The organism is Streptomyces sp. NBC_00335, assembly GCF_036127095.1.
GTDB lineage: Bacteria > Actinomycetota > Actinomycetes > Streptomycetales > Streptomycetaceae > Streptomyces.
On record NZ_CP108006.1, the window covers coordinates 7,740,549 to 7,766,360 of the forward strand.

The 25,812-nt window shown below is 72.6% G+C and carries 22 protein-coding genes; 14 read left to right on the forward strand and 8 right to left on the reverse strand.

Going from position 1 to position 25,812, the window contains the following annotated elements:
- Positions 1-87 precede the first annotated feature (87 nt).
- Entirely contained in the window at positions 88-504 is a 417-nt protein-coding gene (locus OHA37_RS35045) for an ankyrin repeat domain-containing protein (protein ID WP_266911442.1), read from the forward strand.
- 7 nt (positions 505-511) lie between these two features.
- Here OHA37_RS35045 and OHA37_RS35050 read toward each other — a convergent pair whose 3' ends face one another.
- On the reverse strand, positions 512-1,342 hold the full coding sequence (locus OHA37_RS35050; protein ID WP_266911444.1) for a YhjD/YihY/BrkB family envelope integrity protein: 831 nt from the start codon (positions 1,340-1,342) through the stop codon (positions 512-514).
- A 261-nt stretch (positions 1,343-1,603) separates the two neighbouring features.
- The gene (paaK, locus tag OHA37_RS35055; protein ID WP_266911446.1) at positions 1,604-2,920 is read right to left on the reverse strand and encodes a phenylacetate--CoA ligase PaaK; all 1,317 of its coding nucleotides are present in this window, start codon (positions 2,918-2,920) and stop codon (positions 1,604-1,606) included.
- A gap of 108 nt (positions 2,921-3,028) precedes the next feature.
- On the opposite strand from paaK, the gene OHA37_RS35060 reads away from it, so the two are divergent.
- Positions 3,029-3,919, forward strand: coding sequence for an alpha/beta fold hydrolase (locus OHA37_RS35060; protein WP_266911448.1), 891 nt, complete (start codon positions 3,029-3,031; stop codon positions 3,917-3,919).
- Between the two features lie 105 nt (positions 3,920-4,024).
- Here the strand turns inward: OHA37_RS35060 and OHA37_RS35065 are convergent, their stop codons facing one another.
- Positions 4,025-5,710 (reverse strand): acyl-CoA synthetase, encoded by a 1,686-nt coding sequence (locus tag OHA37_RS35065; RefSeq protein ID WP_266911450.1) that lies wholly within the window; start codon positions 5,708-5,710, stop codon positions 4,025-4,027.
- A gap of 174 nt (positions 5,711-5,884) precedes the next feature.
- Here OHA37_RS35065 and OHA37_RS35070 point away from each other — a divergent pair, with 174 nt between their 5' ends.
- From OHA37_RS35070 to OHA37_RS35110, 9 genes are all read left to right on the forward strand, one after another.
- Positions 5,885-6,685: a crotonase/enoyl-CoA hydratase family protein gene (locus OHA37_RS35070; RefSeq protein WP_266911452.1), complete on the forward strand. Its 801-nt coding sequence runs from the start codon at positions 5,885-5,887 to the stop codon at positions 6,683-6,685.
- A 285-nt stretch (positions 6,686-6,970) separates the two neighbouring features.
- Positions 6,971-7,933 (forward strand): OB-fold nucleic acid binding domain-containing protein, encoded by a 963-nt coding sequence (locus OHA37_RS35075; RefSeq protein ID WP_266911454.1) that lies wholly within the window; start codon positions 6,971-6,973, stop codon positions 7,931-7,933.
- Entirely contained in the window at positions 7,933-8,991 is a 1,059-nt protein-coding gene (locus OHA37_RS35080; RefSeq protein WP_266911456.1) for a thiolase domain-containing protein, read from the forward strand. The genes OHA37_RS35075 and OHA37_RS35080 overlap by 1 nt, the downstream gene beginning before the upstream one ends.
- Positions 8,988-10,163, forward strand: coding sequence for a thiolase domain-containing protein (locus OHA37_RS35085; protein WP_266911458.1), 1,176 nt, complete (start codon positions 8,988-8,990; stop codon positions 10,161-10,163). The genes OHA37_RS35080 and OHA37_RS35085 overlap by 4 nt, the downstream gene beginning before the upstream one ends.
- 142 nt (positions 10,164-10,305) lie before the next feature.
- On the forward strand, positions 10,306-10,533 hold the full coding sequence (locus tag OHA37_RS35090) for a DUF397 domain-containing protein (protein ID WP_375949687.1): 228 nt from the start codon (positions 10,306-10,308) through the stop codon (positions 10,531-10,533).
- Positions 10,534-10,700: 167 nt separating this feature from the next.
- Positions 10,701-11,171 carry a hypothetical protein gene (locus OHA37_RS35095; protein ID WP_266911462.1) on the forward strand — a complete coding sequence of 157 codons (471 nt, stop codon included), beginning with the start codon at positions 10,701-10,703 and terminating at the stop codon, positions 11,169-11,171.
- A gap of 71 nt (positions 11,172-11,242) precedes the next feature.
- On the forward strand, positions 11,243-11,659 hold the full coding sequence (locus OHA37_RS35100) for an ACT domain-containing protein (protein WP_266911464.1): 417 nt from the start codon (positions 11,243-11,245) through the stop codon (positions 11,657-11,659).
- A gap of 125 nt (positions 11,660-11,784) precedes the next feature.
- A complete protein-coding gene (locus OHA37_RS35105; RefSeq protein ID WP_266911466.1) occupies positions 11,785-14,499 on the forward strand; it encodes an ATP-binding protein in 2,715 nt (904 codons plus the stop codon).
- 358 nt (positions 14,500-14,857) lie between these two features.
- Positions 14,858-15,358 carry a hypothetical protein gene (locus tag OHA37_RS35110; protein WP_266911468.1) on the forward strand — a complete coding sequence of 167 codons (501 nt, stop codon included), beginning with the start codon at positions 14,858-14,860 and terminating at the stop codon, positions 15,356-15,358.
- Positions 15,359-15,398: 40 nt separating this feature from the next.
- Here the strand turns inward: OHA37_RS35110 and kstD are convergent, their stop codons facing one another.
- From kstD to OHA37_RS35125, 3 genes are all read right to left on the reverse strand, one after another.
- Complete coding sequence (gene kstD / locus OHA37_RS35115) at positions 15,399-17,195, reverse strand: 3-oxosteroid 1-dehydrogenase (protein ID WP_323182389.1); 1,797 nt, start codon at positions 17,193-17,195, stop codon at positions 15,399-15,401.
- Between the two features lie 202 nt (positions 17,196-17,397).
- Positions 17,398-17,592, reverse strand: coding sequence for a hypothetical protein (locus OHA37_RS35120; RefSeq protein WP_266911470.1), 195 nt, complete (start codon positions 17,590-17,592; stop codon positions 17,398-17,400).
- A gap of 185 nt (positions 17,593-17,777) precedes the next feature.
- Positions 17,778-18,902, reverse strand: coding sequence for an aminoglycoside phosphotransferase family protein (locus OHA37_RS35125; protein WP_266911472.1), 1,125 nt, complete (start codon positions 18,900-18,902; stop codon positions 17,778-17,780).
- Positions 18,903-19,132: 230 nt separating this feature from the next.
- Between OHA37_RS35125 and OHA37_RS35130 the strand changes: the two genes are divergently transcribed.
- On the forward strand, positions 19,133-20,614 hold the full coding sequence (locus OHA37_RS35130) for a DNA-binding protein NsdB (protein ID WP_266911474.1): 1,482 nt from the start codon (positions 19,133-19,135) through the stop codon (positions 20,612-20,614).
- Positions 20,615-20,741: 127 nt separating this feature from the next.
- On the opposite strand, the gene OHA37_RS35135 is transcribed toward OHA37_RS35130, so the two are convergent.
- Positions 20,742-22,169, reverse strand: a complete 1,428-nt coding sequence (locus tag OHA37_RS35135) for a PP2C family protein-serine/threonine phosphatase (protein WP_266911476.1) — start codon at positions 22,167-22,169, stop codon at positions 20,742-20,744.
- 256 nt (positions 22,170-22,425) lie between these two features.
- Positions 22,426-22,674, reverse strand: a complete 249-nt coding sequence (locus tag OHA37_RS35140) for an SCO4226 family nickel-binding protein (protein WP_266911478.1) — start codon at positions 22,672-22,674, stop codon at positions 22,426-22,428.
- Between the two features lie 385 nt (positions 22,675-23,059).
- Here OHA37_RS35140 and OHA37_RS35145 point away from each other — a divergent pair, with 385 nt between their 5' ends.
- Together OHA37_RS35145 and OHA37_RS35150 are read left to right on the forward strand one after the other, a co-directional pair.
- The gene (locus OHA37_RS35145) at positions 23,060-25,318 is read left to right on the forward strand and encodes a xanthine dehydrogenase family protein molybdopterin-binding subunit (RefSeq protein ID WP_266911480.1); all 2,259 of its coding nucleotides are present in this window, start codon (positions 23,060-23,062) and stop codon (positions 25,316-25,318) included.
- 21 nt (positions 25,319-25,339) lie between these two features.
- Complete coding sequence (locus OHA37_RS35150; protein ID WP_266875757.1) at positions 25,340-25,795, forward strand: (2Fe-2S)-binding protein; 456 nt, start codon at positions 25,340-25,342, stop codon at positions 25,793-25,795.
- Positions 25,796-25,812 lie beyond the last annotated feature (17 nt).

Sequence of the window (25,812 nt, forward strand, 5' to 3'; positions counted from 1 at the left end):
GTGGCCTGACGCGCCCTGCCGACCAGGCCACAGCACGAGCGGACCTGACCGACAAGATCCGAAAGAGAGGGCCTAGTCTCGGCCGTCATGAACCGAAGACGACAGAAGAAGCTCGCGCGGCAGCTCGTCGACGCCGCGATGTTCGGACGCACCGCCCGGGTCCGCGCCCTCCTGCGCGCGGGCGCGCACCCGGAGACGGCCGACCCGGAGGGCACCACCCCGCTGTACGCGGCATCCGTCCAGGGAGCTCTCGACACGGTCCGCTCCCTCCTGGAGGCCGGCGCCTCCCCGAACACCGAGAGCGGACGCGGTACGGAGGGCACGCCGCTGTGCGCGGCCGCCTGCTGGGGTTACGCCGACACGGTGCGCGAACTCCTCGCCCACGGCGCGGACCCGAACCTACGGGAGGACCGGGGCGCGGGCCGTACGCCCCTCGACTGGGCGCTGGCGGGACCGCACCCGGAGACGGCCGACGCACTCCGAGCGGCGGGAGCCCGCCCCTAATCAGGCTCTAGAACTCCGGATCCTCCCGGAGGGCGACGGCTTGGAGGCGGCGCAGGACGAGGTGTTCGTGGAAGAGCCGGCCGACCAGAGCGCCGCCGTAGACCACGAACCCGACGCCGACCAGCCAGGACTGGACGACCAGGAGGGTGCCGAAGGGGCCGTACGTGACGGCGTTGGAGGCGATCAGCGGGGAGAACACCAGCTGCGAGAAGACCCGCAGGCCGAGGAGGCCCAGGCTGGTGCAGGCGGCTCCCGGCAGCAGGGCGCGCCAGCGGACCCGCCCGCCGAGGAGGATCCACTGGGAGGTCCAGAAGAACAGGCAGGTGCCGATGACATCGCCCGTGGTGCCGAGGATCGTGCCGGGCACGTCGTCCGACGGGGCGGGGATGAGGACGAGCAGCCCGAGGTAGCAGACCAGCAGGGCGAGCCAGACGACGTGTCGCCACATGGTGTGCCAGCGGGCTGTCGGAAGGTCCCAGACCTTCTCGTACCCGGTCTGCACGGCGGAGCCGAAGGTCAGGCCGAAGACGGCGAGCGCGGCCAGACCGAAGGCGGTCGTCCGCTCCAGAGCGAGGTCCGCGGCGCCGAACAGCATCTCCACCCGCTCCCGGGAGAACTCCGTCACCCCGAGGGCCTGACCGAGCCAGCGGCCGAAGCCCGAGCCGCTGCCCGGCGCGGCGGCCGCGACGACGACGAGCAGCGGCACCAGGGTGAGGAAGCCGAGGGCGGCGAAGCCCATGGCCCGGTGCATCAGCTCCATCTCCCGCCCACGGCTCCATGCCAGCCCGGCATGGGAGGCCTGGAGCCGGTCGTGGAGCCGCCGGAAGGTCGAGGTCACGCCTCTGTCCCTACCCGGCTGGGCCCGCAGCTTCCCGGGAGGCCCCCCGAGTGGGCCCGAAGGGGTGGATCCGACGGCGGTCCGGCCCTCCGGCGGGGGCGCCCGCCCGTCCCGTGTGCGGCGCGGACCAAGCCTCGGACTCCGGCTCAGCCCTCGGGCTCCGATTCAGCCGCGGACCCAGCCTCGGCCTCGGACCCCGGCTCCGGCTCGGCCTCTGACTCCGGCTCCGGCTCCGGCTCAGCCTCTGACTCCGGCTTGGGCTCAGGCTCCGCCCTCCCGGAGGTCCACCAGTCGCTTGATCTTGCCGACCGACCGCTCCAGGGTCTCCGGATCCACCACCTCCACCGCGACCGAGACTCCGACGCCCTCCTTGACGGCCCGCACCACCGAGGCCGCCGCGGCCTCCCGCTGGGCGGCGTCGCTCTCTCGGCGTGCCTCCACCCGTACTGTCAGGGCGTCCAGCCGGCCCTGCCTGGTCAGCCGGAGCTGGAAGTGCGGGGCCAGGGCCGGGGTCCGCAGGAGCACCTCCTCGATCTGGGTGGGGTAGAGGTTCACCCCGCGCAGGATGATCATGTCGTCGCTGCGGCCGGTGATCTTCTCCATACGGCGGAAGGCCGGCCGGACCGTGCCGGGGAGCAGCCGGGTCAGGTCCCGGGTGCGGTAGCGGACGATGGGCATCGCCTCCTTGGTCAGCGAGGTGAAGACCAGCTCCCCGGGCTCGCCCTCCGGCAGCACGGCGCCCGTCAGCGGGTCGACCACCTCCGGGTAGAAGTGGTCCTCCCATATGTGGAGACCGTCTTTTGTCTCGGCGAACTCCTGTGCGACACCAGGGCCCATCACCTCCGAGAGCCCGTATATGTCCACCGCGTCGATGTTCAGGCGTTCCTCGATCTCGCGGCGCATCTCCTCCGTCCAGGGCTCGGCACCGAAGATCCCCGTACGGAGGGAGGTGGCGCGGGGATCGATGCCCTGGCGCTCCATCTCGTCCAGCAGGGTCAGCATGTAGGAGGGGGTCACCATGATGACCTCCGGCCGGAAGTCCTCGATCAGCCGGACCTGGCGGTCCGTCATCCCGCCCGAGGCGGGCACGACCGTACAGCCCAGGCGCTCCGCGCCGTAGTGCGCGCCCAGGCCTCCGGTGAACAGGCCGTACCCGTAGGCGATGTGGACGATCTGGCCGGGCCTGCCGCCCGCCGCGCGGATCGAGCGGGCGACGACGTCCGCCCAGGTGGACAGGTCCCCGTCCGTGTATCCGACGACGGTCGGGCGGCCCGTCGTCCCGCTGGACGCGTGGATGCGGCGGACCTCGGAGCGCGGTACGGCGAACATGCCGAAGGGGTACTGGTCGCGCAGATCGGACTTGGTGGTGAAGGGGAACAAGGAGAGGTCGGAGAGGGAGCGGCAGTCGTCGGGATGCAGACCGGCCTTGTCGAAGGCCTGCCGGTAGAAGGGAACCCGGTCGTAGGCCCGGCGCAAGGTCGCCCGCAGGCGGGTCAGCTGGAGCGCCGCCAGCTCGTCCCGGCCCATCCGCTCGCCCTCGTCCGCGCCGCCGTCGTGGCCCTGTGCGTACGTACCCATGCAGCCCACCCCTTGTCCGAGTCAACCGACCGATCATTCGGTAGATTGCCGGACTGTCGCGGCCAAATCAATTACTCGAACGAGTGATCGTCTGCTGAGATTGCGTCCATGTCGACCTCCACTCCTCCCACCTGCAGCTTCACCTTCACCGCCCATGACGGAACCGAACTCGCGTACCACGTCCAGGGTGAAGGCGAGCCGCTCCTGTGCCTCCCCGGCGGCGCCATGCGGGCCTCCGCCTACCTGGGTGACCTCGGTGGACTGGCCGCGGGCCGCCGGCTGATCCTGCTCGACCTGCGAGGCACCGGGGACTCCGCGCTCCCGGCCGATCCGGCGACGTACCGGGTCGACCACCAGGTCGCCGACGTCGATGCGCTGCGCGGTCACCTCGGCCTGGAGAGCGCCGACCTGCTCGCCCACTCCGCAGCGGGCAACCTGGCCCTGCTCTACGCGGCCGCGCACCCGCGACGGGTACGCCGACTGGCCCTGATCACGCCGACCTCCTGGGCCGTGGACCTCGCGGACTCCCCGGAAACCCGCCTCGCGGACGTCCGCGGGCGGGCCGGGAGAGAGCCCTACGACAAGGCCATCGCGGCCTACGAGCGGACGCTGGCCGCCTTGGCCGCCGGAGGGGTTCCCGAAGAGGCCGACCGGGTGGCGGTGATGCCGCTCGCCTACGGGCGCTGGGACGAGACGGCGCGTGCCCACGCGGCACTGAGCCCGGTCCAGGTGAACGCCGAGGCCTCCGCCGCCTTCGCCGGCCCGGGCGCCTTCGACCCGCCCGCCACCCGGGCCGCGCTGGGCCGCTTCACCGGAGAGGCGCTGGTCCTCGCCGGGGAGCTGGACTTCAACCCCTCCCCGGCCCTCGCGGCCCGGCTCGCGCAGCTCTTCGAGCGGGGCGTCGTCGACGTGCAGCAGGGCGGTGGGCACTTCCCGTGGCTGGACGACGCGCCGTGGTTCGCGGCCCGGATCGAGCAGTTCTTGAGCACCGGGGCCTGAGCGGCGACGGGAGGGCCGCGTGCCTGCGGCCGAGGTGCGCGTGCGGACACGCCCGCGGGCCGGGACCCATCAGGGTCCCGGCCCGCGGGCGTGCGCAGCGCAGGGTCAGTTCGCGGTGCCCGTGCCCGTGCCCGCGTCGGTGCCCGTGCCCGCGTCGGCGTCCGTGCCCGCGTCGGCGTCCGTGGCCACCGACTTCGCCCACCGGTAGTCCGCCTTGCCGCTCGGGGAGCGCTGGATGGCGGGCGCGATGACGAGCTGGCGCGGGATCTTGTAGCCGGCCAGCTTGGTGCGGCAGTGGGCCTGGATCTCGTCCAGCGTCGGCTCGGCCGACCCCGCCCGGATCTCGACCACCGCGGCGACGTGGCTGCCCCATTTCGGGTCCGGGACCCCGGCGACCAGGGCGTCGTAGACGTCCGGGTGGGACTTCAGCGCCTGCTCGACCTCCTCCGGGTACACCTTCTCGCCGCCCGTGTTGATGCACTGGGAGCCGCGGCCGAGGACGGTGACGATGCCCTGCTCGTCCACGGTCGCCATGTCGCCGAGCAGCACCCACCGCTCGGATCCCTTCTGGAAGAAGGTTTCGGCGGTCTTGACGGGGTCGTTGTAGTAGCCCAGCGGTACGTACCCGCGCTGCGCGAGCCGTCCCGGTTCGCCGACCGGAACCGGTTCGTGGGTGACCGGGTCGACCACCTGCGTCCGCTCGTTGACCTCCAGCCGGAACCCCTTCTCCGGGCTGGAGTCGTTCGTCGCGCGGCCGTTCGAGCCGGACTCGGACGAGCCGAAGTTGTTCAGGAGCATCACGTTCGGCACGAGCGCCTGGAACTCGGCGCGCACCGTCTCCGACATGATCGCGCCGGAGGAGGAGACGCTGAAGAGGGAGGACAGGTCGGTGCCCTTCAGGGGCCCGTTGAGGGCGTCGATGAGCGGCCGCAGCATGGCGTCGCCCACCAGCGAGACGCTGGAGACCTTCTCCTTCTCGATCGTGCGCAGCACCTCCTCGGGCGCGTACTTGCGGTGGATGACCACCCGCTGCCCGTAGTTGAAGGCGATGAAGGACGTCAGCGTGGACGTGCCGTGCATCAGTGGCGGCGCGGGGAAGAAGGTCAGCCCGGCGCCCTTCGACGCGACCCGCTCGGCCAGTTCCTCGGGTCGCTTCACCGGCTCGCCGGTCGGCTCGCCCCCGAAGAGGCCCGCGAAGAAGAGGTCCTCCGCGCGCCACATGACGCCCTTGGGCATGCCGGTCGTGCCGCCGGTGTAGATGATGAACAGGTCGTCGGGGGAGCGGGGCGGGAAGCCGCGGTCCGGCGAGCCGGCCGCTTCCGCGTCGGCGTACGCGACCGGAGCGATCGCGGGCTCCGGAGCGCCCTCGGGGGTCGGTCCGACGCGGACCAGGTGACGGAGCTTGGTCGTCTGTGGGAGGGCCGCCGCGACCCGTTCGGTGAACTCGCCCTCGAAGACGAGCGCGGCGAGGTCGGCGTCGTTGTAGAGGTAGACGAGCTCTTCCTCCACGTACCGGTAGTTCACGTTCACCGGTACCAGGCGGGCCTTCAGGCAGGCGAGGACGGTCTGGAGGTACTCGATGCCGTTGTAGAGGTGCAGGCCCAGGTGCTCACCGGCCTTCAGGCCGCTGTCCAGCAGATGGTGCGCGATGCGGTTCGCCGCCGCGTCCAGCTCCGCGTACGTGAGGCGGCGCTCGGCGCCGGTCCCGGGGTGGTCCACGTACACGAGGGCCTCGCGGTCCGGGACCACGTCCACGACCGACTCGAACAGGTCGGCAATGTTGTACTCCACCGGTCCTCCTGACCCAGAAAATCCCATGGCTGGTCTGCTCGGCGGTCATTAGAGCGTCGCCAACCCCAACAAGGAAGGGGACCGTCCAAGAAATCTGACTGGGTGTCAGAAAACTATTGAACTGCACCCGCCCCTACTGCAACCTGTTCTAGGTCTTGAGACGGGAGGACGGCAATGGGTGGGACAGAACACCTGACCGTGGAACGCCACGGAGCCACGCTGGTGCTCACCATGAACAGGCCCGAGGCGAAGAACGCGCTCTCGCTGCCGCTGCTGGTGGGGCTGTACGACGGCTGGCTGGAGGCCGACGCGGACGACACGATCCGCTCGGTGGTGCTGACGGGGGCCGGCGGGGACTTCTGCGCCGGCATGGACCTGAAGGCGCTGGCCGGCAAGGGCATGGCGGGCGACCAGTACCGGGACCGGCTGAAGGCCGACCCGGACCTGCACTGGAAGGCGATGCTGCGCCACCACCGGCCGCGCAAGCCGATCATCGCGGCGGTCGAGGGCTACTGCGTGGCGGGCGGCACGGAGATCCTCCAGGGGACCGACATCCGGGTCGCGGGGGAGGGGGCCACCTTCGGACTGTTCGAGGTCAAGCGGGGGCTCTTCCCGATCGGCGGCTCGACGGTCCGGCTCCCGCGGCAGATCCCGCGGACCCACGCGCTGGAGATGCTGCTGACCGGGCGGCCGTACGCGGCCGAGGAGGCGGCGCGGATCGGGCTCGTGGGGCGGGTCGTCCCGGACGGGACGGCGCTGGACGCTGCGCTGGAGATCGCGGAGCGGATCAACGCGTGCGGGCCGCTGGCGGTGGAGGCCGTGAAGGCCTCCGTCTACGAGACGGCCGAGATGACGGAGTCGGAGGGGCTCGCGGCGGAGCTGCTGCGGGGGTGGCCGATCTTCGACACCGCTGACGCGAAGGAGGGGGCGCGGGCGTTCGCCGAGAAGCGGCCCGCGGTGTATCGGCGGGAGTAGTTCGGTTGCGGCCCGGCCCGGCCCGGCCCGGCCCGGGCCTGCCCTGCGCGGCGGTGCCCGTGCGGGTGCGGGTGCCCACGGCTGTGTCGGTGGTAACGGACCGGGGCACGGGTGCGGCGCCGTTGCCGGGGACCAGTCCCCGGACCCCTGCGCCTCAAACGCCGGCGGGGCTGAATGGGCCCCGGCGGTGCCTGATTGGTTCGGCGGAGCCCGAGTCGGCCCCGGCAGATCTTGTTCGCCCGGCGGGGCTGCCAGTGTCCCGCCCCCTACATCGGAGACCCACCCATGACAGCCGCGTCGCCACCCGAGATCCTCCGTGCGCCCCTCGTCGTCGAGTTCCCCTTCACCCGCTCCCTCGGCCCCGTGCAGAGCGCCTTCCTCACCGGCCTGCGCGAAGGGGTCGTCCTCGGGGTCACCACCGCCGACGGCAAGGTGATGGTGCCGCCCGTCGAGTACGACCCCGTCACCGCCGAGGAGATCCGTGACCTGGTCGAGGTGGGCACCACCGGGACCGTCACCACCTGGGCCTGGAACGGTTCGCCGCGCCCCAACCAGCCCCTCGCCACGCCCTTCGCCTGGGTGCTCGTCCGCCTCGACGGCGCGGACACGGCCCTCCTGCACGCCCTCGACGCCCCCGGGCCCGAGGCGGTCACCACCGGCATGCGGGTCCGCGTGCGGTGGGCCGCGGAGCGGACCGGGGCCATTACCGACATCGCCTGCTTCGAGCCCGCCGGGGACGGGGAGCCGGGCACCCAAGCGGCACCGCACAGCGGGGAGTTCGCCGACGCCGTCACCGGGATCGTCGCCGAGGCCCGCCTGGACTACTCGTACAGCCCCGGCCGCGCGCAGACCGCGTACATCGCCGGGCTCTCCGAGCAGAAGACCATCGGCGAGCGCTGCCCCTCCTGCCACAAGGTGTACGTGCCCCCGCGTGGCGCCTGCCCCACCTGCGGGGTGGCGACGACCGACCGGGTCGAGGTCGGGCCGGCGGGCACCGTCACCACCTACTGCATCGTCAACATCAAGGCCAAGAACCTCGACATCGAAGTCCCCTACGTCTACGCACACATCGCCCTCGACGGCGCCGGCCTGGCCCTCCACGGCCGGATCGGCGGCATCCCGTACGACCAGGTGCGGATGGGGCTGCGGGTCGAACCCGTCTGGACCGAGGGCGGGCGCTTCCCCGACCACTACCGCCCCACCGGAGAGCCGGACGCGGACTACGACGTGTACAAGGAGCTCATCTGATGGCCCGATACGCCCGTGAGGTCGCGGTGGTCGCCTTCGCACAGAGCGACCACCTGCGCCGTACAGACGAGCTCAGCGAAGTAGAGATGGTCATGCCGGTCCTGCACCAAGTGCTGGCCGCCACCGGACTGAAGGCGGGCGAGATCGGCTTCACCTGCTCCGGTTCCAGCGACTACCTCGCCGGCCGGGCCTTCTCCTTCACCATGACCCTCGACGGGGTCGGCGCCTGGCCGCCCATCTCCGAATCGCACGTGGAGATGGACGGCGCCTGGGCCCTCTACGAGGCCTGGGTCAAGATCCAGACCGGCGAGGCCGACACCGCCCTCGTCTACTCCTACGGGAAGTCCTCGCCGGGGTCGGTGCGCGACGTGCTGACCCGCCAGCTCGACCCGTACTACGTCGCTCCGCTCTGGCCCGACTCGGTGGCCCTGGCCGCCCTCCAGGCCCAGGCGCTCATTGACGCGGGAGAGACCGACGAAGCCGGGCTCGCCGCGATCGGCGCCCGCAGCCGGGCCTCCGCGGGAGCCAACCCGCACGCCCAGCTCAGCGGAGCCGTCGCGCAGGGCGAGTACCAGGTCGCCCCGCTGCGCACCGGAGACTGCCCGCCCATCGGCGACGGCGCGGCCGCCGTCATCCTGGCCGCCGGGGACGTGGCACGCCGGCTGTGCGAGCGGCCCGCCTGGATCACCGGCATCGACCACCGCATCGAGGCCCACAGCCTGGGGCTGCGCGACCTCACCGACTCCCCCTCGACGCGGATCGCGGCAGAGCACGCGGGCGTCTTCGAGGCCCCGGTGGACACCGCGGAACTGCACGCGCCGTTCTCCTCCCAGGAGGTCGTGCTCCGCAAGGCCCTCGGACTCGCCGGGGACGTCGCCGTCAACCCCTCCGGCGGAGCGCTCGCAGCCAACCCGATGATGGCCGCCGGCCTGATCCGGATCGGCGAGGCGGCCGCCCGCATCCACCGCGGCGAGTCCGACCGGGCCGTCGCGCACGCCACCTCCGGCCCCTGCCTCCAGCAGAACCTGGTCGCCGTCCTGGAAGGGGACCGAGCATGAGCACGACGGGCAAGGAGCCGGTGGCCATCGTCGGCATCGGCCAGACCAAGCACGTGGCCGCCCGCCACGACGTCTCCATCGCGGGACTGGTGCGCGAAGCCGCCGCGCGGGCCCTCGCGGACGCCGAACTGACCTGGGCGGACATCGACGCGGTCGTCATCGGCAAGGCCCCCGACTTCTTCGAGGGCGTCATGATGCCGGAGCTGTACCTCGCGGACGCCCTCGGCGCCGTCGGCAAGCCCATGCTCCGGGTGCACACGGCCGGTTCGGTGGGCGGCTCGACGGCGCTGGTCGCCTCCAACCTCGTCGCCGCCCGGGTCCACCGCACGGTGCTGACCCTCGCCTTCGAGAAGCAGTCCGAGTCCAACGCCATGTGGGGGCTCTCGCTGCCCGTTCCCTTCCAGCAGCCGCTGCTGGCGGGGGCCGGCGGGTTCTTCGCCCCGCACGTGCGCGCGTACATGCGGCGCACCGGCGCCCCCGACACGGTGGGCTCGCTCGTCGCGTACAAGGACCGCCGCAACGCGCTGAAGAACCCGTACGCGCACCTGCACGAGCACGACATCACCCTGGAGAAGGTCCAGGCGTCCCCGATGCTGTGGGACCCGATCCGGTACTCCGAGACCTGCCCGTCCTCCGACGGCGCCTGCGCGATGATCCTCACCGACCGGGCGGGCGCGGCCCGTTCGCCGAAGCCGCCGGCCTGGGTGCACGGCGGGGCGATGCGCAGCGAGCCGACCCTCTTCGCGGGGAAGGACTTCGTGTCCCCGCAGGCGGGCAAGGACTGCGCGGCCGACGTCTACCGGCAGGCGGGGATCACCGATCCGCGCCGGGAGATCGACGCCGTGGAGATGTACGTGCCGTTCTCCTGGTACGAGCCGATGTGGCTGGAGAACCTCGGCTTCGCCGACGAGGGCGAGGGCTGGAAGCTCACCGAGGCCGGAGTCACGGAGCTCGACGGCGACCTGCCCGTCAACCCGTCGGGCGGCGTGCTGTCCACCAACCCCATCGGCGCCTCCGGCATGATCCGCTTCGCGGAGGCGGCCCTCCAGGTGCGCGGTCAGGCGGGCGAGCACCAAGTCCCGGACGCCCGGCGGGCGATGGGCCACGCCTACGGCGGCGGGGCGCAGTTCTTCGCGATGTGGCTGGTGGGAGCGGAGCAGCCGGGTTCCTGAGCGGAAGCCGGATTCCGGGGTGAGTGCCGTACAGGCCACGAGTGACGCACCGTGGCCTGTGCGGCACGGCGTGCGATGGCTAACCTGGCCCCCGGGACGACGAACCGGGAGTACCGGGAGGAGCACGCACGTGGCAGAGAGCATGACTTCGAAGGCGCCGGCCGGCTGGGGAAAGCCGGACCTCGATCTGACCGAGGCGGACTGGCAGTCGAGCAGCCGGGGGGCGGGTGACGTCCAGATCGCCTTCGTGGAGGGGTTCATCGCGATGCGCAACGGCGACCGCCCCGAAAGTCCCTCGCTGATCTTCGCGCCGGACGAGTGGCGCAAGTTCGTCCTGAACGCGCGGGGCGGGGAGTTCGACCTCACGTAGCCGGCGACGGCACGGGGAGCGGCGCACCACCGGGCGCGGAGCCGCCGCCCCGGTGGCCGCCGGGCCCGCATCCGGAGCGACCGCCCGCGCCCCCTCCGTAAATCCCTTGCCGGACCCCGAAGGTTCCGGCACCGTGGCCGCCATGACGACCACCCGCCGAAAGGGCGATGCCGCGTAGACGGCCCGGCGCCCTGCGCGCCGAACGAGGAACGTACGAGGACCGGCGGCCGCCCGCCTGGGCGCGGGAACTCCCGCCCGTGGACCGGCTGTCGCCCGATGCCGCCGCCGCTGCGCACTGGTCCCGGCCCGGACGGGGCCACGAGGTCGCGGACCTGCTGAGCCGGTACCGGACCTTCCTGAGCCGCCCCGGCAGCCCCCTGCTCCTGGTCCCCTCCTCGTGCCCGGCCTGCCCCGGCTGCGCACGCGACGACGTAGCCGTCGTCCGGGACGACCTGGGCGATCTGTACCGGGCCCTGCCGCCGGCCGCCCGCACCGCACTGGGCCGCGTGCTCCGGAGCCTGGACGAGGAGTTCCGCCGCCGGACGCTCCCGCACCCGGTCCCGTCCGCCGGGGGGTGGGTGGACTGGAGCGGCAGTCCGCGCGCCTGGTGGCACCGCAGGCTCTACGAGGGCGACTGACGCAGGGGCGCCGTACAGGTGCCCCAGGGGTGTCGTACCGGCCATAACGGGATGACCGGTACGGTGGGGGCATGAGCGGAGAAAACGACCTGCGGAAGCTGCTGAGCGGAATGCGACCCGAGCTGAACGACGGGCTGTACGTGTTCTGCACCATCCCCGGCGACACCGACCCGGAGGCCCTGGCCGGGCTCACCCCCGTCGCCTCCGTCCTGGAACCCGAGGGGCTCACCCTCGTGCTGAGCCAGGAGGACGCGGACGGAGCCGGACTCCCGTACACGTACACCGCGGGCTGGATCACCCTGCGCGTCCACTCCTCGCTCGACGCCGTCGGCCTCACCGCCGCCTTCGCCACCGAACTCGGCGCACACGGCCTGAGCTGCAACGTCATCGCCGGCTACCACCACGACCACCTCTTCGTGGACGCCGCCCGGGCCGACGAGGCCGTGGCCGTCCTGGAAGCCCTCGCGGAACGCTCCGCACAGGACTGACCCGACGGGAATAGCACAGGGCGGCGCCCCCCGAAAGAAGATCAGCTTTATTTGCCGCACAGGGCTTCCCGGGCGCGTACGCGGGCGTACGCTGAACCCCCGAACAGGCCTGGGGGGTACCAGCCATGACGGAACGCCGGACCCGCAAACGGCGCACGATGTTCGAACGCGACACGGAACTCACCGCCGTCGACGAAGCCCTGGAGCAGCTCACCGACCCGGGCCCCGACGCCGGCGGAGCCCTGCTGGCCTTCTCCGGACCCGCAGGCCTCGGCAAGACCACGCTCCTCGGCGAAGTCCGCCGCCGCGCCCACACCAAGGCCTGCACCGTCCTCGCGGCCCGCGGCGGCGAACAGGAGCAGAGCCAGCCCTTCCACGTCGCCCGCCAGCTCATCCAGCCCCAGCTCGCCGGCACCTCCGACGCGGAACTGCGCGAGGCCCTCGGCAGCTGGTACTCCATCGTCGGCCCCGCCCTCGGCCTCTGCGCGGCCGAACAGGGCGCCCCGCCCGACCCCCAGGGCCTGCGCGACGGACTCGACTGGGTCCTCACCCACCTCGTGGTGCAGCGCGCCCCCGTCGCCCTGGTCCTGGACGACGCCCACTGGGCCGACCCCGAATCCCTCTCCTGGCTCGCCGCCTTCGCCCCGCGCGCCGAACACCTCCCGCTCCTCCTCGTCGTCGCCTACCGCCCCGACGAACTGCCCGCGCACGCCGAAGCCTTCCGTACGCTGCCCGGCCGCGCGGGACACCGGCCGCTGAGCCTCGCACCGCTCACCGCCGAGGCCGTCTCCGGCCTGGTCCGCGAAGCCGTCGGGGAACACGCCGACGAGGCGTTCTGCCGCGAGGCGTGGGCCGTCACCACCGGCAACCCCTTCGAAGCCGTCGAGCTCACCGCGAAGGTCCGGGACAAGGGGCTCGCCCCCGTCGAAGCCAGCGCTCCGCTCCTGCGCGACCTCGCCGCCGCCCAGCGCGGCAGCGGCCTCGTCGCCCGCCTGCACAGCCTCGGCCCCTCCACCGTCCGCTTCGCCTGGGCCTGCGCCGTCCTCGGCACCGACATCCCCCGGGAACTCGCCGCCCGCGTCGCCGGACTCGGCACCGAGGAAGCCGTCGACGCCACCGGGCGGCTGCGCGACGCCCGCATCCTGTCGGCCGCCGCCGAGGAAGCCGCGGCCGGGGAAGCCGACGAGGCCGGGCTGGAGTTCGTACACCCCCTCATCGCCACCGCCATATACCGCGCGATCCCCGACGCCCTGCGCGTCGCCCTGCACGGAAAGGCCGCAGCGGCCGTCGTCGACGCGGGACTCGGGCCCTCCGCCGCCGCCCGCCACCTGCTGGAGACCCACCCCGAGAACGACCCCTGGGTGGTGCGCACCCTGCGCGAGGCGGCCGGCGAGAACCTCCGGGCCGGCGCCCCCGAAGCCGCCCGCCGCCAGCTCGCACGGGCCCTGCGCGAACCCCCGGACTTCGACGAGCGGGCGGCCGTCCTGTACGAACTGGGCTGCGCCTCCCTGCTCACCGAGCCCGCCAACACCGTCAACCACCTGCGCGCCGCCCTCGCGGAGCCCTTCGAGGACCCGGCGCTGCGCCAGGGCATCGTCATCCGGCTGGCCCAGGTCCTGTCGCACAGCGACCGCCTCGCCGAGGCCTCGGAATGCCTCGCGCGGGAGATCCCCCACACCCAGGACCTGCGCGGCCGACTGCGCCTGCAGTCCGAGCAGTTCATGTGGGACGCCTTCAACGCCGCCGAGCCGGACTCCCCGGCGCGCTCCCGGCGGCTCGCGAAGCTCGCGGACCGGCTGGCCGGGCGCGACCTCACCGAGCGGTACGTCATCGGGCTGCGCGCCTGGGACGCCTGCCTGCGCGGGGAGCCCGTCGACGTGGTCCTCCACCATGCCGGGCGGGTCCTGGAAACCGAGTTCAGCTGGGCCTACGCGGACCGGGGCTTCGAGGTCCCGGTGCTCGTCGCGATGGTGCACATGTACGCGGACCGGCCGGAGCGGGCCGAGGAACTGTTCGAAGCCGGCACCGCCGAGTTCGAGCGGCAGGGCTGGCGCGGCGCGCACCTGTCCTTCGCCTACAGCCTGCGCGCCTACATCCGCTACCGCCGGGGGCGCCTCGCCGAGGCGGAGGAGCTGGCGCGGGCCGGGCTCCGTCTCGCCGAGCGCGTCGGGCGGCGTACGCCCGTGCACTGGTACGCCATCGCGATCCTCGTCACCACGCTGCTGGCGCGGGGCCGGGCGGACGAGGCCTGGGAACTGGTCCGCGAGCACGAGTACGGGGAGCCCTTCCCCGCGGCGGTCGTCTTCCCCGACTCCCAAACCGTCTACGCGGAACTGCTGCTGGCCCGAGGCCAGGCGAAGGCCGCCGCGGCGGAGCTGGAGGCGGTGGACCGGCGGCTGACCCCCCGGGGGATCCAGAACCCGTCCTGGTGCCCCTGGCGGCTCCACCTGGCCCGCGCGGTCTCCGCGGAGGACCCTGCGCGGGCGCGGGAGCTGGCGGAGGAGGCCGTACGCAGGGCCCGCGCCTTCGGGGCCGCGTCCGGCATCGGCCAGGCCCTGCGGGTGGCAGCGGAGGTGGCTGCGCCGCAGGACCGCCGGGCCCTCCTGGAGGAGGCGGTGTCGGTCCTGTCGGCTTCGCCGGCGGCCTATGAGCTGGCGCTCGCGCTGGCCGCGCTGGGGGAGGAGCGGGGGGATACGGAGCTCCTGCTCCGGGCGGTCCTGGCGGCCCGGGCCTGTGGGGCGGACGGGCTGGTGGCCACCGTCACGAACGCCCTCCTCGCCTGCGGCGGCACCTTCCCGTGCCTCCCCGTGGCCGACTCCGGCCCGGCCCCCGTGCACTGACCGGAGCCCCGGACCCCCGGTGCGCTGACGGGCCCGGCGGGGCTGGGGAGGGCCCTGCGGGGCGAGATCCCCTCCCCGCCCTTCGCCCGTTCCCCGGGGCTCCGCCCCGGACCCCGCTCCTCAAACGCCGGAGGGGCTGGAAGAACCCAGCCTCGCCGGCGTTTGAGGCGCGGGGGTCCGGGGGCTGGCCCCCGGAAACGGCGCCGCACGCGGCAGGGGTCCGGGCGGAGCCCGGGGAACGGTGGAAGGGCGGGTAGGGGACTTCGGCCCGCGCAGCGGTGCAGCCGGAGCCGGGGCACGGGGGGCCGGGTCGGGGGTGGAGGGCCGCGGGACGCGGCAGGGCACGTACCATGGCGGCATGTCCTTCCTCCGCCGCCACCGCGCCGCCACACCCGCCGGCCCGGACTTCGACGTCCTGGCCATGGACCCGGGGGACTGGCCGGGCAATCTCGGGGCCGGGCTGCTGCCCGCGCCCGACGGCAGCTGCCAGGGTGTCTTCCTCCGCTACGACCTGTTCGGCGGACGCGGCCCCGCGATGATCATCGGAAACCTCCCCGAGGGTTCCCCCGCGCGCGACCTCTCCGAGGGCCAGGTCCCCTTCGAGGTGGCCCAGCTCCTCGACGCCCTCGAGAACGACGAGGACGTCGAGGTCACCGGTGCCGAGGACTGCCCCGTCATGCAGGGCGACAACCTCCTCATCGTCCGCAAGGTCAAGCTCTCCGAGAGCCGGATCAGCTGCGTGCAGTTCGACCGCAGTGACAACGTGCTGGTCACCATCGCGAGCTGGGACCGGCCGATCACGGACGATCTCTACGCGCTGCTGAAGCCGCTCCCGGCAGAGCTCTTCCAGCAGGGCTAGCCGGCGGGGCCGGCCGTAGCCGCGGCGTCGGCCGCGGCCGTCACGCGTCCGCGATGTCGTTGGCGGCCACGTAGCCGAAGGTCATCGCGGGACCGATCGTCGACCCGGCCCCCGCGTAGCTGTGCCCCATCACGGCCGCACTCGCGTTGCCCGCCGCCCACAGGCCCCGGATCACCGATCCGTCCGCGCGCAGCGCGCGGGCCCGCGCGTCCGTGACGATGCCGCCCTTCGTGCCCAGGTCGCCCGGCACGATCTTGAAGGCGTAGAACGGCGGCGCCCAGATCGGGGCCAGACAGGAGTTCGGCGTCACGCCCGGGTCCGTGTAGTAGTGGTCGTACGCGGTGTCGCCCCGGTGGAAGTCGGGGTCGGTGCCGTTCCACGCCTGGCCGTTGAACCGGTTGAGCGTCGAGCGCAGGGCGGCCGCCGGCACCCCGATCTGGTTGGCCAGGGCGTCCCAGGTCCATGCCTTCTTCGCGGCGCCCACCTGGTACCAGGAGTCGGGGAAGACGAGCGTCGGCAGGATGTCCTTGAACAGGTACTTGTTGCGGTAGTTCTGATCGACGATCAGCCAGGCCGGGATGTGCGAGCCGGTGGCGTTCCGGTCCTTCTCGTACATCACGTGCACCACATCGCTGTACGGGGCGGCCTCGTTGACGAAGCGGGTGCCCTTTCCGTTGACCATCAGGCCCCCGGGCAGGGTCCGTTCGGCCAGGCAGAAGTACGGTTCGTTGGGGAGCGGGATGGACGGACCCCACCAGGCGTCGTCCATCAACGCGAGCGCCGCACCGGCCCGTTGGCCCGCGCGGATCCCGTCGCCCGTGTTCTCCTTCGCGCCGACCGACCACTGGGTGCCGACCGGCTGCTGCTGGTACTGGGCCCGCATCTCCGCGTTGTGCTCGAATCCGCCCGAGCCGATGACCACGCCCTTGCGGGCCCGCACCACGCCCCGTACGCCCGCCTTCTCCACCACGACGCCGGTGACCGCGCCGCCCTCCTGGACCAGGTCGACGAGCGGGCTGTTCAGCCATACGGGGACCCCGGCCTGCAGCAGTCCGGCCCGCAGGCCGGTCGCCAGGGCCTGGCCCATGGTCAGCGGCTTCTGCCCGCACAGCGCGGCCGCCGTACCGCGCGCCAGGCATTCGGTGGACACCGCGAGTCCCTTCGCGCTGACTGCGGCGAGGTTGAGCCACTTGTAGTCCTGGCTGAACACCACCATGCCGGCGGGCACGGGCATGTACGCCGGGTTCAGGTGGGCCAGCTCGGCACCGAGTATGTTCCCGTCGATCTGGTCCGGCTCGATGGAGCGGCCGTTGGGGAGCCCGCCGGGGAGGTTCGGGTAGTAGTCGCTGTAGCCGTCCATGAAGCGGAAGCGCAGCGGGCTGCTGGCCATCACGAAGTCCAGCATCCGGGGCCCGTTGGCGAGGAAGGCCGCCTGCCGGTCCGCGGAGGAGCCGTTGCCGACGACGGCCGCCAGGTACTGCGCCGCCTTCGCCGGAGTGTCCGGGACGCCCGCTCCCAAAATCACCGAGTTGTTGGGCAGCCAGATCCCGGCGCCGGACCGGGCGGCCGAACCGCCGAAGGTCGGGGCCTTCTCGACCACGAGCACGCTCAGGCCCCGCTTGGCCGCGGTGAGCGCGGCGGTCATTCCGGCCGCTCCGGAGCCGACCACGACGACGTCGTACTCGCCGAGCGCGGGCCCGTCCGCGGCGTGCGCGCCGGCAGCCGGCAGCACGGTGGCGGCGAGTACCCCGGCGCCGGTCCCGGCGAGGACCGTCCGGCGGGAGGGGAGGGCATCGCTTGGTTCGCGACTCGCTGAGGAGGCGGTTCTCGCGGTCATGGGCAGGCTCCAGCGGAGAGGGGGGAGGGGATGGATCCAGCATTCTGATGCTGAGTCAGAAAAGGTCTTCGGGGGATCATGTGAAGTCAAGGCATACGCGCCAGTCGCACATCCGGAGCGGACATGCGAAATCCCGTGGCGTACGCACCGGATGTGCGCACCACGGGATTTCGGGGGGTCGGGCCGCCGGGCCCGGGTCAGGTCACCGGTTGGGCGTGAAGTCCGCCGTGCGAGCGGCTCCGTTCCCGTCGGCCGCCGGGGCGTAGTTGGCGTAAGGGGTGGGGCCCGCGATCGCTCGCACGGATTCGTCCGCCGCCATCGCCGCCCCGGCCCCGGCACCGGTCGCCACGAGCCCTGCCGTCAGGGTGACGGCGGCCGCCAGATTGCGTATGCGCATGTTTTCCTCCCCTGTTCGTTCCGGCGTGCGCCGGAGCGAACACCAGTGTGCAACACGCCGTAGTCCGCGGCCGGACGAGCCGCGGGACTACGGAGCCGGGGGACCAGGGGCCCGGTGGACCAGTGGCCCGGTGGGCCAGGAGCCCACCGGGCCACTGGTCCACCGCGACCATCGGGCGCCGAAGGTCAGCGCGTGCCCACCGCCGCTCGGACCGCCCTGCGGGCCATGCCCGCGTCGTCGTGCAGGCGGCGCAGCAGCAGGCGCTGCTCCTCGCCCGAGGACAGGGATCCCGCCGGCGGTGCCTGGGTCGGGGTGGTCGCCAGCATCGAGCGCTGCACGGCCGTCTCCGACATCCGGATCTCCCGGGTCAGCACCAGCATCAGGTTGACCAGGAACGCGTCCCGCGCGGCCGGTCCGGCCGCCTGGGCCAGGCGGCTGATCTGGGCGCGTGCGGCGGGGGCGTCGCCCAGTACCGTCCACAGGGTGGCCAGGTCGTAGCCCGGCCGGTACCAGCCCGCGTGCTCCCAGTCGAGGAGCACGGGACCCGTCGGGGACAGCAGCAGGTTCGACAGCAGCGCGTCGCCGTGGTTGAACTGCCAGGGGTTGCCCGACATCTTCACGCCGTGCAGCAGCTTCTGCAGATCGCCGAAGTCACGGTCGGTCAGCAGGCCCAGCTGGTAGTCCCGGGCGATCCGCCGGTCGTAGTCCAGCGGCCGTCCGAACAGCTCGTCGGCGGGCCGCCAGCCGTTCACCTGGCGCACCGCTCCCAGCGCCGCCCGCAGGTCGGCCCGCGGAGGGGCCTCCACCGGATGCCGCTGGAGCGCGGCGACCCGGCCGGCCATCCGCTCGACGATCAGTACGCAGTTCTCCGGATCGGCGGCGATCAGCCGGGGCACCCGGACCTGCGGGCGGTGCCGGACGAACGTCCGGTACGTCGCTATTTCGTGCCGGTACCGCTCGCGCCACTCGGGCGAGTGATCCAGTAAAACCTTCGCGACGGCCGTCATCCGTCCGGTGGTTCCCACCAACAGGACCGACCGGCCGCTGCGGCGCAGTACCTGGACCGGCGCGAACTCGGGACAGATGCGCTGCACGGAGGCGAGTGCGGTGCGCAACTGCGCCCCTTGGGGCCCCGACAGGTCGATTCTTCCGCTGAGCGGCTGCGATCCGATACCCGGCATCCGCCGCGCCCGAACGGCGCCCGGCGCCGGGGCCGCGGAGCGGCCGGGTTCGAGGTAGGGGCCGCCGCCCGCGGGGAGCGTGCGGTGCGGCCGGACCGGGGCGGACACGGAGGACGTTGATACGTACATGGCGTTACGGATCCCTTCGTGCGCCGACGAGTTGCGTACGCCGCCCCGCCGGATCCCCTGCATCGCCCTGGGGAGTTCCGCCGGTGACCGGGTCGGGGAGGCGCATTCCTACCTGACACCCCGGCGTGGGTGGCGGACCACATTGCGTGCCCTGGCGAACCCTGGCGAATAGTCGCTCGGCATCTGACGGGGGGTTACTGTCAACTCAGCCGAGAACCTGGGGGCTTGACGTGAGCAAAGGTCCAAACACCCGTCTGAACGACCTGTTCGGCCTGGCCGGCTGGTCGAAGGGCGAACTGGCGAGGATGGTCAACCGGCAGGCGGCCTCGATGGGCCATCACCAGCTGGCCACCGACACCTCGCGGGTGCGGCGCTGGATCGACATGGGGGAGACCCCGCGCGAACCGGTGCCCACGGTACTGGCAGCACTGTTCACCGAGCGGCTCGGTCGTGTCGTGACCATCGAGGACCTCGGGTTCGTACGACAACGGCGCACCGCCAAAGGACAGCAGGACGGGGAGCAGGAGAACCCCGACGGAATGCCCTGGGCGCCCGAACGCACAGCCGCGGTCCTCACCGAATTCACGGGAATGGACCTCATGCTCAACCGTCGCGGTCTGATGAGCGCGGGTGCCGTGCTCACCGCCGGCTCCGCCATCGGCAACGCCATGCACGACTGGCTCCACACCGACCCCGCCCGCGCGAAGGACGCGCACCGCCACACCGATGCCTTCCAGGCCGACTCGGCGGGCTACGACCGCTACGAGGCCGCGCCCATCGGCTCCCAGGAGATCGAGGCCCTGGAACGCTCGGTGGACGTCTTCCGCGCCTGGGACGCCTCCAGAGGCGGCGGCCTCCAGCGCAAGGCCGTGGTCGGACAGCTCAACGAGGTGGGCGGCATGCTCGCGTACCACCACCCCGACCACCTCCAGCGCAGGCTCTGGGGGGTGGCGGCCAACCTGGCCGTCCTGGCGGGCTGGATGTCCCACGACGTGGGCCTGGAGCCCACCGCGCAGAAGTACTTCGTCATCGCCGCGCACGCGGCCCGCGAGGGCGGCGACCGGCCGCGCGCGGGGGAGGCGCTGTCCCGCGCGGCCCGCCAGATGGTCCACCTGGGCAAGCCGAACGAGGCCCTCGACCTGATGAAGCTGGCACAGTCCGGCTCCGGCGAGCAGACGCTGCCCCGCACCCGCGCCATGCTCCACACCATCGAGGCCTGGGCGCAGGCCGCGCTCGGCAAGGGGCAGGCCATGCGCCGCACCCTGGGCGAGGCCGAGGACCTGTTCGTGTCCACCTCGGGCGACGTGCCGCCGCCCTCCTGGATGCAGCACTTCGACGAGGCCGATCTGCACGGCATGCAGGCACTGGCCTTCCGCACCCTCGCCGACCACGATCCCTCGGCGGCGACCATCGCGCAGCAGCACGCGAGGGAGGCCCTGCGGCTGCGGGCCGACGGCCACCAGCGCTCGATGATCTTCGACTACATCTCGATGGCGTCCGCCTGCTTCATCGCCGACGACCCGGAGCAGGCCGACCGATACGCCCGGCTGGCGCTGGTCTCGATGAACGAGACCTCCTCGCACCGGACGTGGGACCGGCTGCGCGAGATGTACCGGCTGACGGGCCAGTACTCCGGTTTCGCCGGCATCGAGGAGCTCCGCGAGGAGATCAAGCTGGCCCTGCCGAACAGCCCAGTGGCGCGGTCGGTTTGAGACGGGTGACCGCCCGGGTCCGAGGACGAGAGGGGTCGGGGACGAGAAAGGCCGCGCCTTCCGGCGCGGCCCCGAGTCCCTCGAATCACCCGCGGCTCGCTACGAGCCGCCCGCCTCTCGTACCTCGCTACGAGCCGATCCGGGCCACCAGTACGCAGGCGTCGTCCTCGCGCTCGCCCTCGCCGAACTCCCCGATCACCAGGCGCACGCAGTCCTGCGCGGACCGGGCGGCGGAGAAGTGCGGTGCCAGCGCCAGCAGCCGCTCGGTCCCGTCGGCCTTGCTGAACTCGATGCTGCGCGGCGTCAGTCCGTCGGTGTGCAGGACGAGCACGTCGCCGATCTCCAGCCGCTCCTCGGCCTGGCCGTACGCGGCTCCGGAGGTGGCTCCCAGCAGGACGCCCTCGGGCGGCAGGAGGGAACGACCCTGGCCGCGCCGGAACAGCAGCGGGGCGGGGTGACCTGCCTGGGCCCAGGACAGCACCCGGCGGGCGGGATCGTAGCGGCAGCACACCGCGGATCCCAGCGCGGGCTGGACGGAGGTTTCCAGGAGCTGGTTGAGCCAGCCCATCAGGGGGCCCGGCTCGATGCCGGCCATGGCCATCCCGCGCAGGGCGCCGAGCATCATCGCCATGCCGGAGGTCGCGGTCACCCCGTGGCCGGTGAGGTCACCCACCGTCAGCATGGAATCCCCGCCGGGGAGTTCGAGGGCGTCGTACCAGTCGCCGCCGATGAGCGCGCTGGTCGCGGAGGGCAGGTAGTGCGCCGCGACGTCCAGCGCCCTGGTGTTGTCGTGCGGGAACCGCAGGGAGCCGCGCCACGGGGGGAGCACGGCTTCCTGCAGCTCGACCGCCAGCCGGCGCTCGGTCTGCGCGATCTCCTGCCGGCGCTGCAGCGAGTCCCTGGACTCACGCACCGCCCGCTGGCTCCGGCGCAGTTCACTCACGTCCCGCAGCACGGCCCACATGGTGGCCGTGCAACCGTCGGAGTCGAGTACCGGCTCGCCCCTCATGTGCAGCGTCCTGACCCGGCCGTCGGCCCGGACGATGCGGAACTCGCCGTCGATCGGCTTGCCGTCCACCAGACAGGCCGTCACCATCGCGGTCAGCAGCGGCTGGTCCTCGGAGAACAGGGTGGATCCCAGTTCGTCGAGGGGGAGCGCGCCGGCCTCGGGGGAGCGGCCGAAGATCTGGAAGAGCTCGTCGGACCAACTGACCTCATCGGTCAGCAGGTTCCACTCGGCACTGCCGACCCTCGTCTGCTGGGCCTCGGCCCCCGTCTCGGGGGCGGCCTGCGGCAGCGCGGCCGACTCGGGCGAGGCGGGCGGCAGCCCTTCCTTGAGCTGGCCCAGGTGTGCGCGGAGGTCGTCGAGGTGGTGGACGGCGAGATCGCACAGTGCGCGTTGCCAGCGGCCCTGTGCGTCGTCGTCGTCGACGACGGTGTCGCGGCGGACGGCGTCGACTTCGCCCCGGAGCTGCCGGGTCTGCGAGATCAGCGCGTCCACCGACCCTGGCTCTGGGGGTTGCGCGGGGCGGTCCGCGTACAGGTGGGACGGCATCTGAACTCCGATACAGGCGCGGCACGGCCAAGTCTGAGGAGGGACCGGTTCTGAAGGAAGGGGCCGGTAACGACTGTTGCACAGCCTGCGACGGCCTGTAAGGCGTTTGGCAACATCCGTGGAGGACTTGCATCGGGCATATGCCTGAGGCCTTTCGGCCCTCCTGGAGCGTGCGAACGAATCCGGTCAGCCCATGCCGACGGGCCGGCGGGCGATCCCCGCCGACCCTTGCCTTTCCCTTGCGTTTCCCGGGTCGTCACACGGTGAGCGGTACCGGGTGGATCTCGCTGGCGGGGTGCCCCGTGCGCTCGTGAATGCGCTGGACCGCCTCCGCCGAGGGCGCCTCGGAGAGGCAGTAGACGGTGCCGGACGCGGGGTCGGCCCAGGCGCGCTCGAAGTGCACGCGCTCTTCCTTCTCGATGGCCAGGTCGGCCTTGTGGGCGGCCTTCAGCTGCTCCGCGGTGATGCCGGTCATGCCGTGGTGGACATCCATGTACTTCGTCACTGCCGCACACCTCTTCCCATGTGTTCGGTGTGGCACTGCCGTCCTTCTTCCATCGTCCTCCCGCGGCCGGAAACCGGCCCTTCGGGCGAGGGCGATCGATCGTACGGCCGAGGTGTGCGAGACCCGCCCCTCCCGTACCGGCGAAGGACGGCGCGGGATCCGGATCAACACGACCGGGCCTGTCCCCCCCCCCGAACGAAGGACCCCGTGCTCCCGACGGCCGCCGTCCGTCCTGCTCCCGGCAGCTTCCGGCGGTATGCCCGATATTCCGCCCGGTAGTTGATCCAGACTTCCCACCGCACCCCCGGATGGCTACTCTACGTGGCGGTAATGAGCCGGGGAGGTCCGCTGGGGCGGGCCGCGCGCAGGGTGGGGACACAACGACATGACCGGGCAGAGCCATGCGCCGACCGACGGGCAGAGCCATCCGCCGACCGACGGGCAGAGCCGGCGGTCCTTCCTCACCTATCTGGTCGCCGCTCCCACCCTCGCCCTCGTCACGCGCGCCGGCGCCGACCTCCTGGCCCCTCAGCCCGCGCACGCCGTGGTGCCGACCCTGCCCGCCCCCGCCGACCTGGTCGACCTCGGCGACCTGTTCATCCTGGCCGGCGCCCCCACCTCCGCCCTGCTCGCGCTCGCCGTGGAGGCCGACGGAACGATCCGCTTCCGGCTGCCGCGCGAGGAGGTGGGCCAAGGCCTCACCACCGCCGTGGCGATGCTCGTCGCCGAGGAACTGGACGCGCCGCTGGCCGCCGTACGGGTCGAACTGGACGACGCCCGCCCCGAGCTGCTCTTCAACCAGCTCACCGGATCCTCCAACTCCATCCGCTCCCTCTACGGCCCGGTCCGCCAGTGCGCCGCCACCGCCCGGGCCCGCCTGGTCGCGGCCGCCGCCGTGCGCTGGAGGCTCCCGGCGTCCACCCTGACCACGGCGAACGGCGCCGTCCGCGCCCCCGACGGCCGCACCGCGTCCTACGGCTCCCTCGCCGCGGCCGCCGCCGACCCCGCCCTGATCGTCCTCGGGGCCACCCCCAAGCCGGCGGCGAAGCACGCCCTGGTCGGCAAGCCCACCAGCCGGATCGACGCCCGCGCCATGGTCACCGGGGCCCAGCGCTACACCCTCGACCTGGACGTGCCCGGCGCCAAGCCCTGCGTGGTCCGCCGCCCTCCCACCCTCGGCGGCAGCGTCCGCTCCGTGGCCAACCTGGACGCCGTCCGGGCCATGCCCGGCGTGCTGCACGTGGTCACCATCGCCACCGGGGTCGCCGTCGTCGCCGAGACCTTCGGCCAGGCCCTCGACGCCAAGGCCGCCCTCCAGGTCACCTGGGGCCCGGGCCCGGCCGACCAGCTCTCGGACGCGGCCGTGCGCACGAAGCTGCGCGCCGCCACCCCGCCGCTGCTCGTGCCGCCGCTGCTCACCGCGCACGTGGACGCCGAGTTCGACTTCGCCTTCGTCAGCCACGCGCCGATGGAGACCAACTCGGCCGTCGCCGACGTGCGGGGCGACCGCGCCGAGATCTGGTCCGGACTCAAATCGCCCATCGTGGCCCGCGAGACGATCGCCGCCGACCTCGGCCTGCCCCTCGACAAGGTCACCGTCCACGTGGTGCAGGCCGGCGGCTCCTTCGGCCGGCGGCTGTTCTTCGACGCCGCCCTGGAAGCGGCCCGGATCTCCAAGGCCTGCCGCCGCCCGGTCCGGCTGATGTGGACCCGGGTGGACGACACCCGGCACGGCCGGATGCGCCCGGCCACCCACCACAAGATCCGGGCGACGCACCTGCTGGGCGAGGTGCTCAGCTTCGAGCACCGGGTCGCCGCCGCGGAGACCGACTTCCGGCACGGACTCGGCGAGATCATCACCGCCACCGCCGCCAGCCTCCCGCTCGGCATCGGCAACGCCACCCTCGCCCAGACCCTGTTCCTCACCACGATCAAGTCCCCGTACAACTTCGGACTCACCACCCAGGCGCTCACCGAGGTCCCGACCGGGGTCCCCACCGGGTCCTGGCGCTCGGTGTACTCGGCGAACACCCGCGGGGCCGAGGAGATCGTGGTGGACGAGCTGGCCGCCGCGACGGGCCGGGACCCGTACCAGTTCCGCCGGACCTTCCTGAAGACGGCCGCCCAGCGCGCCGTACTCGACAAGGCGGCCACCGAAGGGGGCTGGGGCCGGGCCATGCCGGCCGGCTGCGCCCAGGGCATCGCCTTCCACGAGGAGTACAAGTCCCGCACGGCCTGCCTGGTCGAGATCGACACCAGGGACCCGGAGCACATCCGCGTCACGAAGGCGGTCATCGCCGTCGACGTGGGCCTGCCCGTCAACCCGCGCGGACTGGAGGCCCAGATGATCGGCGGCCTGACCGACGCGATCTCCACCACGCTCAAGGCAGGCCTGCACCTGGACAAGGGGCTCCCGCTGGAAGGCAGTTACAGCCAGTTCCACTGGGCGCAGCAGCGCGACACCCCGAAGGACGTACGCGTCTACGTGCTCCCGGCGACCGGGACCGAGCCGGGCGGGGCCGGCGAGCTGGGCCTGCCCGCCGCCGTGGGCGCGATCGCCAACGCCTATGCCCGGGCCACCGGCACCAAGCCGCGCAGCTTCCCCCTCGACTTCGACGTCGACTTCACCCCGTACCCGCGCTAGTCCGCCTCCAGGAGCCAAGCCGTGCCCTCGCACACCTTCACCGTCAACGGGCAGAGCGTCACCGTGGACGCGCCCGACGATCTGCCCCTGCTGTGGGTGCTCCGCGACATGCTGAACGTACGCGGCCCCAAATACGGCTGCGGCGTGGACGTCTGCAAGGCCTGCACCAGCCACCTCGACGGGGTGGACGTCCGCCCGTGCGTGGTGCCGGTCTCCGCGTGCGCGGGGAAGTCGGTGACCACGATCGAGGGACTGGCCGACGGCGAGGACCTGCACCCGGTGCAGGAGGCCTGGCTCGAACAGGACGTCGCCCAGTGCGGCTTCTGCCAGCCCGGCCAGATCATGGCGGCCGTCGCCCTGCTGAAGCGGACGAGCACGCCCACGGACGAGGACATCGACGCGATCGCCAACATCTGCCGCTGCGGCACGTACTTCCGCATCCGGGAGGCGATCCGCAGCGCGGCGGCCAAAATGTAGGCGGTTCACCCCATGAC